The sequence below is a fragment of the Streptodolium elevatio genome (genome assembly GCF_040649515.1).
Taxonomy (GTDB): Bacteria; Actinomycetota; Actinomycetes; order Streptomycetales; family Streptomycetaceae; genus Yinghuangia; species Yinghuangia elevatio.
Genome location: NZ_JBEZFP010000029.1, coordinates 66,194 through 80,226 on the forward strand (window position 1 = coordinate 66,194; position 14,033 = coordinate 80,226).

The 14,033-nt window shown below is 71.2% G+C and carries 13 protein-coding genes and 1 pseudogene; 7 read left to right on the top strand and 7 right to left on the bottom strand.

Annotated elements, in window-relative coordinates; all coding sequences use genetic code 11:
* Nucleotides 1-10: 10 nt before the first annotated feature.
* Nucleotides 11-949 carry a TIGR03619 family F420-dependent LLM class oxidoreductase gene (locus AB0C36_RS14150; protein WP_358353467.1) on the top strand — a complete coding sequence of 313 codons (939 nt, stop codon included), beginning with the start codon at nt 11-13 and terminating at the stop codon, nt 947-949.
* A 21-nt stretch (nt 950-970) separates the two neighbouring features.
* Here AB0C36_RS14150 and AB0C36_RS14155 read toward each other — a convergent pair whose 3' ends face one another.
* Both AB0C36_RS14155 and AB0C36_RS14160 read right to left on the bottom strand, forming a co-directional pair.
* Complete coding sequence (locus AB0C36_RS14155) at nt 971-2,560, bottom strand: hypothetical protein (protein ID WP_358353468.1); 1,590 nt, start codon at nt 2,558-2,560, stop codon at nt 971-973.
* A 150-nt stretch (nt 2,561-2,710) separates the two neighbouring features.
* A complete protein-coding gene (locus tag AB0C36_RS14160) occupies nt 2,711-3,100 on the bottom strand; it encodes a hypothetical protein (RefSeq protein ID WP_358353470.1) in 390 nt (129 codons plus the stop codon).
* A gap of 114 nt (nt 3,101-3,214) precedes the next feature.
* Here AB0C36_RS14160 and AB0C36_RS14165 point away from each other — a divergent pair, with 114 nt between their 5' ends.
* The gene (locus AB0C36_RS14165) at nt 3,215-3,709 is read left to right on the top strand and encodes a VOC family protein (protein ID WP_358353472.1); all 495 of its coding nucleotides are present in this window, start codon (nt 3,215-3,217) and stop codon (nt 3,707-3,709) included.
* Between the two features lie 74 nt (nt 3,710-3,783).
* On the opposite strand, the gene AB0C36_RS14170 is transcribed toward AB0C36_RS14165, so the two are convergent.
* The 3 genes from AB0C36_RS14170 to AB0C36_RS14180 form a co-directional block, all read right to left on the bottom strand.
* Nucleotides 3,784-4,170, bottom strand: coding sequence for a VOC family protein (locus AB0C36_RS14170; protein WP_358353473.1), 387 nt, complete (start codon nt 4,168-4,170; stop codon nt 3,784-3,786).
* Nucleotides 4,167-4,460 carry an ArsR/SmtB family transcription factor gene (locus tag AB0C36_RS14175; RefSeq protein ID WP_358353475.1) on the bottom strand — a complete coding sequence of 98 codons (294 nt, stop codon included), beginning with the start codon at nt 4,458-4,460 and terminating at the stop codon, nt 4,167-4,169. Before AB0C36_RS14175 ends, AB0C36_RS14170 begins: the two co-directional genes overlap by 4 nt.
* Nucleotides 4,461-4,620: 160 nt before the next feature.
* Nucleotides 4,621-5,427: an acetoacetate decarboxylase family protein gene (locus AB0C36_RS14180; RefSeq protein WP_358353476.1), complete on the bottom strand. Its 807-nt coding sequence runs from the start codon at nt 5,425-5,427 to the stop codon at nt 4,621-4,623.
* A gap of 173 nt (nt 5,428-5,600) precedes the next feature.
* On the opposite strand from AB0C36_RS14180, the gene AB0C36_RS14185 reads away from it, so the two are divergent.
* Together AB0C36_RS14185 and AB0C36_RS14190 are read left to right on the top strand one after the other, a co-directional pair.
* Nucleotides 5,601-6,953 (top strand): glutamine synthetase family protein, encoded by a 1,353-nt coding sequence (locus AB0C36_RS14185; protein WP_358353478.1) that lies wholly within the window; start codon nt 5,601-5,603, stop codon nt 6,951-6,953.
* A gap of 29 nt (nt 6,954-6,982) precedes the next feature.
* On the top strand, nt 6,983-8,266 hold the full coding sequence (locus AB0C36_RS14190; protein ID WP_358353480.1) for a cytochrome P450: 1,284 nt from the start codon (nt 6,983-6,985) through the stop codon (nt 8,264-8,266).
* A gap of 185 nt (nt 8,267-8,451) precedes the next feature.
* On the opposite strand, the gene AB0C36_RS14195 is transcribed toward AB0C36_RS14190, so the two are convergent.
* Nucleotides 8,452-9,957 carry an MFS transporter gene (locus AB0C36_RS14195; RefSeq protein ID WP_358353482.1) on the bottom strand — a complete coding sequence of 502 codons (1,506 nt, stop codon included), beginning with the start codon at nt 9,955-9,957 and terminating at the stop codon, nt 8,452-8,454.
* A gap of 259 nt (nt 9,958-10,216) precedes the next feature.
* On the opposite strand from AB0C36_RS14195, the gene AB0C36_RS14200 reads away from it, so the two are divergent.
* Entirely contained in the window at nt 10,217-10,879 is a 663-nt protein-coding gene (locus AB0C36_RS14200; protein ID WP_358353484.1) for a TetR/AcrR family transcriptional regulator, read from the top strand.
* A 54-nt stretch (nt 10,880-10,933) separates the two neighbouring features.
* Here AB0C36_RS14200 and AB0C36_RS14205 read toward each other — a convergent pair whose 3' ends face one another.
* The gene (locus AB0C36_RS14205) at nt 10,934-11,626 is read right to left on the bottom strand and encodes a type 1 glutamine amidotransferase (protein ID WP_358353486.1); all 693 of its coding nucleotides are present in this window, start codon (nt 11,624-11,626) and stop codon (nt 10,934-10,936) included.
* Nucleotides 11,627-11,865: 239 nt separating this feature from the next.
* Between AB0C36_RS14205 and AB0C36_RS14210 the strand changes: the two genes are divergently transcribed.
* Together AB0C36_RS14210 and AB0C36_RS14215 are read left to right on the top strand one after the other, a co-directional pair.
* The gene (locus AB0C36_RS14210; RefSeq protein ID WP_358353488.1) at nt 11,866-13,101 is read left to right on the top strand and encodes a hypothetical protein; all 1,236 of its coding nucleotides are present in this window, start codon (nt 11,866-11,868) and stop codon (nt 13,099-13,101) included.
* A 96-nt stretch (nt 13,102-13,197) separates the two neighbouring features.
* Nucleotides 13,198-13,587: pseudogene (locus AB0C36_RS14215) on the top strand (DnaJ family domain-containing protein); the annotation flags it as partial.
* Between the last annotated feature and the right edge of the window lie 446 nt (nt 13,588-14,033).

Genomic DNA, 14,033 nt, shown 5'->3' on the forward strand with positions numbered 1-14,033 from the left:
AGGGAGATCGATGCCCGCCCCCGCCGCCCCCAGGCTCGTCCTCGTCCTCAGCGAGAACTGGACCCTGACCGACCCGCGTGACCTCCGCGGCCTGGTCGACATCGCGCGCGAGGCCGAGGACGCCGGCTTCGACGCCGTCATGGTGAGCGAGCACATCGTGCTCGGCAAGGGCGCCGACGCGAACGGCCTGATGGCCAATCCACGCGAGTACGCCCTGCCGGGCAACCAGGACCCCGCGACCCCCTGGCCCAACTCCCTGCTCCTGCTGTCCGCGATCGCCGCCGCGACCACGCGGCTCCGCCTGGTCGCCGCGGGCGTGATCGCGCCGCTGCGCCACCCGCTGGCCCTGGCACAGCAGTTGGCGACGCTCGATCTGCTGAGCGAGGGACGCCTCGTCGCACAGCCCATCGTGAGCTGGCACCGCCCCGAGTACGAAGCCCTGGGCGTGCCGTTCGCGCGGCGCGGCAAACTGCTCGACGAGCACCTCGCCGCGTGGGAGGCCCTGTGGCGGGACACCCCGGCGTCGTTCGAGGGCGAGCACTACCGGTTCGAGGACGCGTACTTGGTCCCCAAGGCGTACCGTCCGGACGGCCCGCGCCTCTGGTTCGGCGGGAGTTCGGTGCACGGCGCGGTTCTGCGCCGCCTCGTCCGGTACGGCCACGGCTTCCACCCGCTCGGCCGGCCGACCGCCGACGAGATGGCCGCACTGCGCGCCGCGATGACCGAGGCGGGCCGCGACGCCGACGCCCTCGAAATGGTCGGCGGCATCCGGCCCACCTTCCCGGATGACAACTCGCCGGCCCCGATCGCCCTCGCTCTCGAATCGATCCCCGAGCAGATGGCCCGTGGCTTCACCACCATCTGCGTCAAGCCGTCCCAGTACACCGACGAGCGCGCCGAAATCCCGTCCCTCTGCCGCGAGATCGTGCGCCGGGTCAGTGCCTTGTGAGGACGTACCGGTGTCCGCCGGTCAGTCGACCCAGTACTCGCGGCGTACGAACCAGTCGTGCAGACCCGGCGAGATCCAGCGCAGCGTCTCCGGCTCGTTCACGAACATCGTGTACGCCTCCGCGAACAGCTCGCCTTTCTTGTTCTTCGCCCAACTCGACTCGGCGTAAAAGGTGAACGGCGCGACGCCGAGCGCCTGCACCTGAGCGAGGAAGCGCTCCAGGCACACGGACGTGGCGGTCTTCTGGAAGGCCGCCACGTCGAGTTCGTGGCGCTTGCCCCACAACTCCCTTTGCTCGTCCCACAACTGGCCTATCTCCTTGCCGAGCGCCGTGCACTCGCGGCTCTTCTCCGCGTAGAGGCTCGTGTCGGCCTGCTGCCCTGGACCCTGCAACCACGCTTCGAGGTCCCGCTTCTCCTTCTCCTTGGCCGCGATCCGGGCGTCCACGTCCGCGGTGTCGAACTTCGCGCAGCGTTTGCGCCAGTCCCGCAACTCCACGACGTGGCCTATCTCGTGCGCGAGCACCCAGTGCGCGTGCGGCCCCATCGTCTCCCCCGCCCCGACGAACCCGTAGTCGTCGGCCTCGAATACCGCGTCGAGCACGGTGATGGTGTGCGTGGAATGCCCGTACGAGGCCTTCTCGTGCTTGGCATCCGGATCCACTTCGTCGGGCCGCGCCCGCCGTACGAGCCGGCAGCCCGCGAGCGCCGCCCGGTCCGCGACCGGCAGTTTGCGGCAGACCGCGTAGAACTGGATGAGTTCGGGGACCGTCCAGTGCGCGTCGTCGTCGACGATCTCGCCCATGCCCAGGTCCGTGCGGATGATCTGCTTGACCGCGTCGAGTCCGCGGGCGCCGTCTCCCCACAGCTTGAACGACGTGCCCTCGCAGGCCAGGGTCAGGCGACGGTCGGCGCTGTCGTACCGCAGGTGGAGGTACAGCACGGTGGTGCCGTCGGGCAGTTTGACCGGTGCGTTGACGGCCACGTCCCAGCGGTCGAGGTGCTTGTCGAACACCACCCGGGCAGCTTCGAAGGCCCAGCCGAGCGCGACCGCGCCGGGTTGCACGGCGAGACTGACGTCAAGACGCCGTACGCCCAGGTCGTACAGGACCGCGAGCGTCCAGGCCAGGTCCCGGTGGTCGCCGCCGGCCACCGGCTCGCCGTCCACGGTGACGCGGCGGCCCTGCACGACGCATTGCCGATGCACCATCATGCGGTGTTCGGGGACGACGGGTTCGTCGGGATGGGCGAGCAGGGCCTTGGCCTTGCGTTCGAGGCGGTTCAGCGTGGCGATCTGAGCCATGCAGACCCTGCCCAGTTCGGCCAGCGAGTCGCGGACCCCAGCGTCAGCCGGGCCTTGCCGGGCGGCGGCCGTCAGCGTGGCGCCCGCGGAGGCGATGAGACTGCGCGCGGCGGTGAGCACGCGCTTCTCGATGGCGTCGTCCTCGAGACGCTCGGCGAGTGCGGTGAACGCCTGTTTCAGCGCCTCCAGTTCGGTCTGGGCCTCGACCGGGGTGGCCATGGCGTCCTCCGCCAGGTCGTCGAGTAGTCCCGGAAAGCCCGTCAGTCGACTGATGAGTTCGCGTAACGCGGCCAGCTGTTCTTCTGTCATGGAACCCCCCTTGTCGTCCCAGGCTAGGGGGCCTGCCGGTGCCCGGTACGGCGTTCACGGACACGGCGCGAACGGACGCGCGAGGCGGGGAACCAGCCGGGGAACCAGCCGGGGCACCAGCCGGGGAACAGGGCGGGGCCGCGGCCAAGATCAGGGCGGTGAGTCGGCGTCCTGCGCGCCGTCCGCGACGAGTCGGTCGTACAGCGGCCAGGCGTCGACTTCGAGGCCGCGGACGGCGTCGGGCGGGAACAGGCCGTCGGCGGCCGCCATGTCGACGAAGCGGCGGACCACCCCTGGCTCGTGGAGGTTCAGCAGGTCGCGGCCGTTCGTGACGGACCCGGAGTACCACCAGCCGTCGGCGACGAACCGGCCGTTCCCGGCGCGGAACACCAGCCGCAGCACGGCCGACGTGCCGTCGCGGCGCAGCGACAGGACCTCGGCGCAGGAGCCGTCGGGCCCGTCGTGGTGCCGGTGGCGGACCGACCACCGCCAGGTCGTGTCCCCCACGACGAGGCGCCGGTTGCGTCGATCATTGCCCATTGCCGAGACCCTATCGACCGTGTCGCGGCCGCACTCCAGCGGCGAAGGCATCCGAGACTGGTCCGACGGACGCCCGCCCGCGCGGCGTCGCCGACACCCTCACCTGGAGACCCCATGACCGACACCCCGGAACCCGGCTCCCCCCACGTTGCCGCCGCCGAGGCCGACCCCACCGCGGTGAACACCGACGAGGTGAACACCGACGAGGTCGCGGCCGTCGCCGAACTGCGCATCGTCGTCACCGCGGACGACTACGACGCGGCGTTGGCGTTCTACCGCGACGCACTCGGGCTGCCCCAGCGGGCGGCGTTCTCCTCGCCGGGCGGGCGCGTCGTGATCCTGGAGGCCGGACGCGCGACGCTGGAGATCGCGGACCCGCCGCACGCGGCGTACATCGACGAGGTCGAGGTCGGACGGCGCGGCGTGGCGGGCCACATTCGCGTCGCGTTCCAGGTCCCCGACGCGGAGGCCGCCACCCGGCGCCTCGAATCCGCGGGGGCGACGGTGGTCGCCGAGCCGACGCGTACGCCGTGGAACTCGTCGAACGCCCGTCTGGAAGCACCTGCCGGCCTGCAACTGACTCTCTTCGAGGAGCTGGCCCCCGAGTGACGGCCTCGCCGCCGGCCCGTCACCACATGGTGAGGGCCGGGCGGGCGGCCGGGCATCCCCCCAGGTAGAGCCCGCTACGCGCTGTGCACGATCTGGATCAGGTTCCCGCAGGTGTCGTCCAGCACCGCCGTGGTGACCGAGCCCATCTCCAGCGGCTCCTGGGTGAAGCGCACTCCGAGACCGCGCAGGCGGTCGTACTCGGCGTGTACGTCGTCCACCGCGAACGCGGTGAACGGGATGCCGTCCGCGACCAGCGCGTCCTTGAACGGCTTGACCGCGGGGTGGCCGTCGGGCTCGAGCACCAGCTCGGTCCCGTCGGGGGCCTCCGGCGACACCACGGTCAGCCAGCGGTCCTCGCCGATCGGGACCTCGGTCTTCTTCACGAAGCCCAGCACTTCGGTGTAGAAGCGCAGGGCCTTTTCCTGGTCGTCGACCAGGACGCTGGTCAGGTGGATCCTCATGGGGTGCTCTCCGGTGCGTCGGGCTTGAGCCACCGGGTCACGATCAGCTCAAGGGGTCCGGTGTTCAGGTCGTGGAACTTGTAGCGGCCCTGGCGTCGGGTGCGGACCAGGTCCGCGCCCTCCAGAACGGCCAGGTGCTGGCTGACCGCCTGGCGCGACAGCCCCAGGCCGTGCTTGCCGGTCAGCCGCCCGCATATCTCGAACAGCGTCTGACCGTCGCGTTCCACCAACTCGTCGAGGATGCGCCGACGGGTGGGGTCGGCCAGGGCCTTGAACACATCCTCTGCCATGCCCCAACGATAGGCAAGTAACCACTTGCCTATCAACCCTCGCGCGCGTCGCCCCCGCACGCGCGTCGCCCTCGACCACTCGCCACCGTCGACTGCTCGCCACCGCCGACGACTCGCCACCGCCGATTACGCGACGTCCCCGGCCACTCGGCGCCCTCGGCTACTCGGCGGCCGTGGTCCCCGAGGCCAGCAGCGTGCCACCGTTCCAGGTGACACCCACCTGGCGGTAATAGGCGCCTATGGTCTCCTGTACGTCCAAAAGGTGCAGCTCTTCGGTTGGGGCCTCGAAGAGGGTGAGGTCGGCGTCGCCGGACCAGGCGGGGCCGACCTCGGCGGAGGCTGCGCCGGAGAGTACGAGTTCGTCGAGGGCCAGGCCCTTGCCCGGTTCGATGGAAGGGAGCCAGCGGTGGTGGGCCATGGGGTGTCCGTTGACGAAGCCGTTGGACTCCGACTCCCGACGGAGGGTCACGACGGCTTCGGCGAGGCGGCGGTCCGCCGCGGCGAGGGTGGCGCCGAAGACGGCGCCGGCCTCGATGCGCGGGGCGGGGCCGTACGGGTGCGGACGGGTCTGGTGGATCGAGCCCAGCTTCTTCGGATAGCCCTGGTGCAGGCCCCGCGCGATGGCGAAGTCCTTGTCGACCCAGATGTAGACGCAGCGCGAATACGTCTGCCCCGCGTACTTGCACCGCACGACCGCGAAGCACTCCTTGTACTGGCTCCGCACCGGGTCGAGCAGTTCCTCGCGGCTGTCGGAGCAGGACTGCCAGTCGGCCCAGATGAGCGCGACCGCGCCGGGGTCCTCGTCGGCGAGTTCCAGCGGCGCCGGGAGCAGCTCGGCGACGCGCGCGGGGTCGGTGCGGTACTCGATGGTCAGCAGGTCACCGGAGTAGTGCCACGGGGGTGCCGGGACGAGCGAGGACCGGCCGCTGCCGGTCTTGGGGTGGAAGAAACCGCGCACGCCGGTCACAGCGCCTCCTTCGGTCGGACATCAATCGTTTGGGTCCGTACGATATGCCCTCGCCCGTCCTGCTGTCACCACCCGGAACCCCTTGTGCGACGCCCCTCGCGTCCATATGGTTTGGGTTCAAACGAATCGGCGCACCTCCTGCCGCCGCCCTGCCAGACCGCGAGGAGACTCCGGTGCACCCACCCGTTCCGGACCGGATCCACGAGACCGTCGCCGAACTGAAGGACAAGGGCGTCGACGTCGTCCGCGTCACCTACCCGGACCTCATCGGCACCGATCGCGGGCGCGACGTCCTGGTCGACCACCTGCCGTCCGTGTGCGCGCACGGTCTGGCATTCTGCCGCGCCGTCTACCACACGACGCCGCGCGGCGAGACCCTTGCCGTTGCGGGCGGACTGGACGCGGGGCTGCCGGACGTCTGCGTGTACCCCGAGCTGGACACGCTGCGCCTCATCCCCTGGGAGCCCGGCGTCGCCTGGTGCCTCGGCGAGACGACCGACCCGGCGACCGGCGAACTCGCGCCCGAGGGGCCGCGGTCCGTGCTGCGCGACGTCCTCGCGCGAATGGCGCGGGAGTCCGGGCTACGCCCGGTGGTGGGCCCCGAACTCGAGTACTTCCTGTGCGAGTCCGACGGGAACGGCGGCTGGAAGCGCTACGGCGAGGCCACCGGGAACGTGTACGTCGCGGGCCGCCGCGGCGACCCCGACGCCCACCTCCTGCGCACGCTCCGCCACCTGCACAAGCTCGGCATAGGCGCCACCACCGGCAACCACGAGTACTCCTCGGGTCAGTTCGAGATCAACCTCGACCACTCCGAGGCCCTCGACGCCGCGGACCGCGCGTACCTTTTCAAGGCGTCCATCAAGGAACTCGCCCGGCTGGACGGCATGTTGGCCACCTTCATGGCCAAACCCTTCAACGACGAGGGCGGTTCCGGCTTCCACTTCCACATGAGCTGCCTGGACGCCGACGACGCCAACGCGTTCGACGGCCCGGGCGAGCCGTACGGCCTGTCCGCGGTCGCCGGGCACGCCATCGCGGGGATCCTCAAGCACGCCCCCGCCATCGCCGCCTTGCTCAACCCCACGGTGAACTCCTACAAGCGGTTCGGCCCGGACACCCTGGCGCCCTGGCTGATCGACTGGGGCCTGGACAACCGCAGCGCCATGGTGCGCATCCCGCCGGAGCGCGGTCCGGGCGCCCGCCTGGAGGTACGCCTCGGCGACGCGACCGCCAACCCGTACCTCGCCACTGCCGCCCTGGTAGCCGCCGCCCATCTCGGCATCCGCGACCAACTGGCCCCGCCCGCGCCCCTGGAGGGCTACGGCTACGACACCTCGAAGGCCCCGGTGCTGCCCGCCTCGCTGGCCGAGGCGCTCGACGCGTTCGCCGCCGACTCGGACCTGATCGGCCTGCTCGGCAAGGAGTTCGCGGACGCCTTCCTGACCTACAAGCGCGACGAGGTCGCGCGCTTCAACCAGCACGTCACGGACTGGGAGTTCGCCGAGTACGCGTACCACCTGTGACCGCCCCCGAACTTGATACGGAGTCAGCAATGAGCACCACAGCCGTGTCCGCGCAGCCCGAGCCCATGCCGCTGGACGACGTCGACCTCGCCGACAACGACCGCTTCGTCGACGGCGAGACCCCGTGGCGGATGTTCCACACGCTGCGGGAGAACGACCCCGTGCACTGGCAGCCCGAGCCGGAGCCCAACAGCGGCTTCTGGGCGCTGACCCGGCACGCGGACATCGTGGCCGTGGACCGCGACCCGGAGACCTTCACCTCGGCGCGGTTCACCAACCTCGAGGAGCTGGACGACGACCAGATCGCCATCCGCCGCTCGATGCTGGAGACCGACGGCATGCGCCACGTCGCCCTCCGGCGGCTGCTGCAGAAGCAGTTCACCCCGCGGGCGATCGCCGAGTACGGCACGTTCCTGCGCGGCCTGACCGCCAAGACGCTCGACGCGGCGCTGCCCAAGGGCACGTTCGACTTCGTCCGGGAGATCTCCGCGGACTTCCCGATCAACGTACTCGCCCGCATGCTCGACGTGCCGGACAGCGACACCGAGAAGCTGATCGACTGGGGCAACCGGATCATCGGCAACACCGACCCGGACTACGCGGACGTGCTGCTGCACAGCGCGGAGAGCGAGCAGTACCGCGATCTGCCGTTCCGCAGCCCGGCGTCGCTGGAGGTGTTCGCGTACGGCCGCGAACTCGCCGAGCGGCGGCGCGGCGGCGCGGGGACCGACCTGGTGAGCCGACTGGTCAACCAGACGCCGGCGGACGGAGTCGCGCTCACCCAGGCGGACTTCGACAACTACTTCCTGCTGCTGGTCGTCGCCGGCAACGAGACGACGCGGCACGCCATCTCGCACACCATGCTGGCGCTCATGCAACACCCGGAGCAGATGGCCCGGTTGCGCGACGACCTGTCGATCATGCCGGACGCCGTGGAGGAGTTCCTGCGCTGGGCCTCGCCCGTCTACCACTTCCGGCGTACCGCCACCCGGGACGCCGAGCTGGGCGGCAAGCGGATCCGCGAGGGCGACAAGGTCGTGCTGTGGTTCGCGTCCGGGAACCGCGACGAGGCGGTGTTCGAGGACCCGTACCGCTTCGACGTCACGCGCAAGAACGTCGACCACGTCACGTTCGGCAAGGGCGGCCCGCACTTCTGCCTCGGCAACGCGCTGGCCCGCCTGGAGATGCGCATCATGTTCGAGGAACTGCTGCCGCGCATCGCCGACATCCGGCTCGCCGGCGACGTCAGCCGCGTGCGGTCCAACTTCGTCAACGGCATCAAGGAGCTGCCGGTGACGGTCACCCTGGCCTGACGGAGCTGGGTGACGGTCACCCCGACCTGACAGAGCTGCCGGTCACGGCGACCCCGGCCTAATCCGGGCCTGCCGAAGGGGTCCTGGACCGGTACGGCCCGGCCGAGGCGGTGCGAGCGCCCGGCCGGGCCGATTGTCGTCGCTCCTGATCGAGGACGACGGAGATCTCGACGGGAGGCGGCGGGTCAGGACACCTGCTTGACCGGTGCCTTGCGCCGGGTGGACGGCACCAGCAGCCCGACCACGACCGCGAGGATGCCCGCACCGGCGGCGATGGCGAACGCCACCGTGAACCCGTCCTCGGTCGGCACCCCGGCACTCGTGGTGTGCGACGTGACGGCCACCATCGACAGCGCCGAGCCGAACGACATGCCGACGGTACGCGCGATCGTGTTGATGCCGCTCGCGATGCCGGTCTGCTCCGGCGGCACCGCGCCGACGATGACGTTCGCCATCGCGGCCATCGCGGCACCGACGCCGAGGCCGAACACGAACAGCCCGATCGTGATCTGCCACAGCTCCGAGTGCGCGACGATGAGCAGCAGCGAGCCGGCGCCGAGCAGGACGCAACCCCCAAGCAGCGACGGCTTCGAGCCGATGCGGGCCTCCAGCACGCCCGCCGTGGGACCGGCGATCAGCATGGCCACCGCGAGCGGCAGCATGAACACGCCGGCCATGGTGACGGTCGTACCGAACCCGAAGCCGGTCGACTTCGGGAGCTGCAGCAGCTGCGGCATCAGGAACATCGCGCTCATCATCGCGTAGCCGGTGAGCAGACCCGCGACGTTGGTGGTCCACACGCCACGCAGGCGCATCACGCGCATGTCGACGAGCGGGGCGTCCGAGCGCTGCTCCGCGACGACCCAGAGGACGAGCAGCAGCGCGGCCGCGAACAGCAGGCCCAGGATCGTGCCCGAACCCCAGCCCCACGCGCGGCCCTTGCTGACGCCCAGCAGGAGTGCGGCGAGCGCGCCCGCGAGCAGAGCGGCGCCGAGCCAGTTGATCTTCGTGGACTGCGCGCGGTTGGGCGAGTCGGGGATGAACTTCCAGGCCATGGCGACGGTGAAGACGCACACCACCATCGGGATCCAGAACAGCCAGTGGTAGGACAGGTTGTCGACGATCGGTCCGGCCAGCACCGACCCGATGCCACCGCCGATGCCCATGACCGCGGACGTCAGGCCGATCGCGGCGGCGCGCCGCTCGGGCGGGAACTCGTCGCGCACGATGCCGAACGACAGCGGGAAGACCGCGGCACCGACGCCCTGGATCGCGCGGCCGACGATCAGCAGGCTGATGTTGTCGGCGAGGCCGCAGATGAGCGAGCCGACGCCGAGGGCTCCGATCGCGACGACGAAGAGCTTCTTCTTGCCGTGGATGTCGCCGAGGCGGCTGACCACGGGGGTGGTGACCGAGGCGACGAGCAGGTACGCGGTCAGCAGCCACGACGCGGTGTCGGTGGTGGTCCCGACCTCGCGCGTGATGACCGGCAGGGCGGGCGACAGCATCGACTGGAGCAGCGAGTACGTCAGCGAGCCGAGGATGAGGATCAGCAGGACGATCCCGGTGCGGGACCGACCGGTGTCCTTGCCAGGCGTGCCGCCGGGCTGCTCGGCGGCGGCGGACGGGGCGGGTATCTGGCCGGTGGCGGGTGCGGGGACGCCGGCTCGCGTCCCGTCGATGGCGGTCAAGGCAGGTGGTTCCCCTCGCGTGCGTGGCACCCCATGTAAACCTGGTTTACATGTAGGCGACAATCATTATCCACGACGACCGGCCGCCACCCGGACCGCCCTCTGCGGGCATGGGCAGGGCGTGCTACAAACGCGCACGGCAATGCGTACGCCATGCGCACGGCAACGCGCACGACGGCGTGCGTGGGACCGCAGACCGACGTGACTGCCGCGCCACGTCCACGACAAAGGCACTCAGGCCACCCGGGAGACAACGACCATGGAGACCGCAGCCGCCGAGCCTCCCGCCACGCAGGCCGCGGCCGACGAGGCGTTTCCCAAGGCCGACACTCCGCGCCCCCGCTGTGCCGAGGCCACCGCCGCGGCGCTGCTGGACGCGGCCGTGGCACGGTTCTCCCGGCACGGCTACGAGAACACGTCCGTCCGTGACATCGCCGCCGACGCGGGCGTCAACCCGGCCCTGATCTACCGCTACTTCGGCTCGAAGGAGAAGCTGTTCGTGCAGGTCGTGTCGCGCGATCGCGATCCCGCCGCCATCATCGCCGGGCCGCTCGGCGAACTGCCCGACCGCTCCGTGACGTGGTTCCGCACCCGACCCCCGGCCATCGCCGGAGAGCACCCGCTCGCCCTCATGCTGCGTTCGGCGGGCCGCGAGGGCGTCGCCGACCTGATGCGGGCTCAGGTACGCGACACCGTGGGCGCCCTCGCCGACCGGCTCGAAGGCCCCGAGGCCGAACTGCGGGCGGCGATGATCCTGGCCCTCAACGTCGGCATGGGCGCGCTCGCCTCGGTCGCGGGGGTCGATGTGCTGTCGGAGGCCCCGCCCGAGCGCCTGCGCGCGCACCTGGCGGCGGCGATGCGTCCGCTCATCGAGCCGACCACCCCTGACGACTCAGACGGCTCGGACGGCTCAGACGACTGAGACGACTGAGACGACTGAGACCACTCGTAAGGCTCAGAGGACTGAGACGACTGATCAAAGACCGGCGATCCGGTCCAGGAAGTTGTCCACGAGCGCGTACGACTGCTCCCGCGCCCCGGCCCTCGGGCGGCCCAACTCCTCCGGGTCGTAGCCGTATTCGAGCGCCTGCGGTACGCCTCCGTTGTCCAGCCACGCCCGGACGATCTCCGGGGTCACCTCGGGGTGGAACTGCACGCCGAGCGAACGGCCGACGACGTACGCCTGCGGCCCCACGTCGCTGCGCGCGATCTCCTTGGCTTCAGGCGGCAGCACCATCCGGTCGAAGTGCCATTGGAACCAGGGGCCTTCGGAGATCAGCCCGGGGTCGTCGGAGCGTACGCCGGTCCACCCGATCTCCGGGCGGTCCGCCCGCTCGACCGACCCGCCGAGCGCGGTGGCCATCGCCTGCGCGCCGAAGCAGATGCCCAGCACCGGGACGTCAGCCGCCAACGCCTCGCGCAGCAGCACGATTTCGTCGCCGACCCAGGTGCCTATGGTGAGGTCGTCATAGACCGACCAAGGCGCGCCGAGCGGCACGATCACGTCGAAGTCGCGCGGATCGGGGAACTCGACCGTGACACCGGGGCGGTCGTACTCCGCCTCGGACACGATCAGCATCTCGACGAGTTCGAAACCGCGTCGCACGAGCCGCTCACCGACGAACCCAGCTTCGGAGGGGTGGTCATGACGGATGATCAGGGCACGCATTGTGGCTCCTTCCCGCACGGTGCGCACGCGCGTGCCGGAGGGCATGCGGCAGCCCGGATCGGCGTACCGGTGCACGCTTTGTTTGACCTCAAACGTTATGCGCCGAACAGCATCCGGCACAAGCCCCGCGCACCGCTGCGCCCCCGCGTCGCGGCCCCGGCACGGCGCGCGAGCGCGCAAATGGCGTGCCGCCACGCGGTCGGGCTGGCTAGCCTGACCGCTCGGAGAGGGGGCGGGCGGTGAATCCCTGGGCGCTGTTGCTGAGTCAGGCGTCGTGGGCGGTGATCGGGCCGGTGCTCGACCGTCTCGACCCCGGGACCCGGCAGACCGTGCTCGGCAGTGCGCTGCCGGAGGGCGGGGCGATCGTCTCGTACGTCCTCGGCCACGGGTCCGTCGCCTGCCGCGCGGCGCTCGCACAGAGCCCCACCGTCACCGCGGCGACCCTTCGGCGGCTCGCCGAGGACCCGGCTCCCGAGGTCGCGGCCCACCTCGCACGCAACCCGCATGCCCCGCGCGACGTGATGCTCCGTGCGATGGCCGCGCACCACGTCGACCGCATCGCCATACCCGACGCCGGGTTGCCGCAGCGCGACGTGTACGCACTGGTCGAGTCCGTCAATGCGGAGGTGGTCGCGCGGGCCGTGCCCGCGCTGCTGTTCCGGCACCCCTATCCGGCCGGTGCCGTCGTGCTCGCCCGCGCGCTCCTCAACCTGTGGCGGCTCGGCGGCCGCACCGCCGCCGAGTCGGCCTTCGCGACGGCCGCACAACTGCCGGAGACCGTCGCCGAGCGCTTCGACGAGGTGTTCGCCGTCGACGACGGGCGGGCCGCGCTCGGACGCCTGATCGAGCACGAGGGCCGTACCCAGGTGGTCGTCGAGCGGCTGCGCGGGGTCGGCCGCCGGACGAGCGCCGTGCACCCCACGTCCAGCGCGTACGACGGCTCCGAAGCCGTCCTGACCCGGCTGGTCCTGTTCGCGCCGCACGAACCGCCGCGCTGGGACGTGGTCCGCCACGAGGACAGCCTCACCGCGCTGGTCCCGGACGTCGTGACCGCGCTCGGCGACGAACCCGGCTGCCCGGACTGGATCCTGGAACGCCTGCGCCACCACCCGCCGTCGCCCGGCGGCCACATCCGGTCGCAGCACGAGCGCGGTCGGATACGGCGGGACGCGTACCGCCAACTCGCCGCGCTCACCGCCGGCATGCGGGACGACCAGCTGCGCCGGGCGTACCAGGAGGGCTTGCTGCCGGCGGGAGAGATCCTGGCGAAGGCCCCGTTCGCGTACGCCGCACTCACCGTCTTCACGACGGCGACCGGGCCGCGCCTCGACGAGGCCCGGACCGCGGTGAGCCGCCTCACCGAGCGGCACCTCGGCGCCGACACGGAGGCCTGGGCGGTCGCGTTGATGCTGCTCCCGGAGTTCGCCGGCACGCTGCCCGAGCTGCTGGCGACTGCGCGGGCCGCGGCGGGGTGAGCCGGGCCGCGGGGGTCAGGGGGCCGCCGTTTCACTCCGCCGGTGCGGCATCCTGGACGGGACGACAGTGATCGCCGACCTCTGGGGAGCCCCGTCGTGACCGAACGCAAACCGCCCGAGATCTCGTTCGATTCCTGGGTCGACCGGCAGATCCACGAAGCACGTGAACGCGGGGATTTCGACAACCTGCCGGGCGCGGGCCGCCCGTTGGCCTCCGCGGACGCCCCGTACGACGAGACGTGGTGGCTCAAGGACAAGCTGCGCGGCGAGGGCATCGCGGTCCTGCCGCCCGCCCTGCGGCTCCGCAAAGAGGCCGAGGACGCCCTGCCGGCGGCGCTGCGTGCCCGCTCCGAGCGCGAGGCCCGCACGATCATCACCGAGATCAACGACAAGATCGTCAAGCATCTGCGGATGCCGCCCCCGGGTCCGATCCTCAACGTCAAGCCTTTCGACGTCGAGGAGGTCGCGGCCACGTGGCGCGACCGGCACCCGGACCGGGTACGCCCGACGCCGCCGTCCGCAACACCCGCGTCCCACTCCTCGCCCGGCTCCCGGTCCGGCTCCGGCTCCGGCTCCGACTCCGGCTCCGCGCCCCCGCAGGCCGGGCCCCGGGAACGTCGGCCGCGCTGGTGGAGACGCCGCACCAGGTGACCCCGACCGCTTGCCGAGTCACGCCCGCCCCTCCGTTCTCGGAGGGCGCGGGCGTGTGGCCTTCCGTCGCCGCCCGCGGCACCCGCCCTCTCGCGGCAATCTGATTTGCCGTCATACTCCGGCGGTCGGTCGCCGCACGGACCGATGAGTTTGTGCTCTCCCTCGAGTCGAACCTTGTGAGGGCCCCAAAAGGGGTACTGCGTCCCGGTCGCCCGCCGCCGACGGCGGGCGACCGGACCGTTAGACGGACAGGTCACCCCGAGTGTGCCGATCGAGCCGGG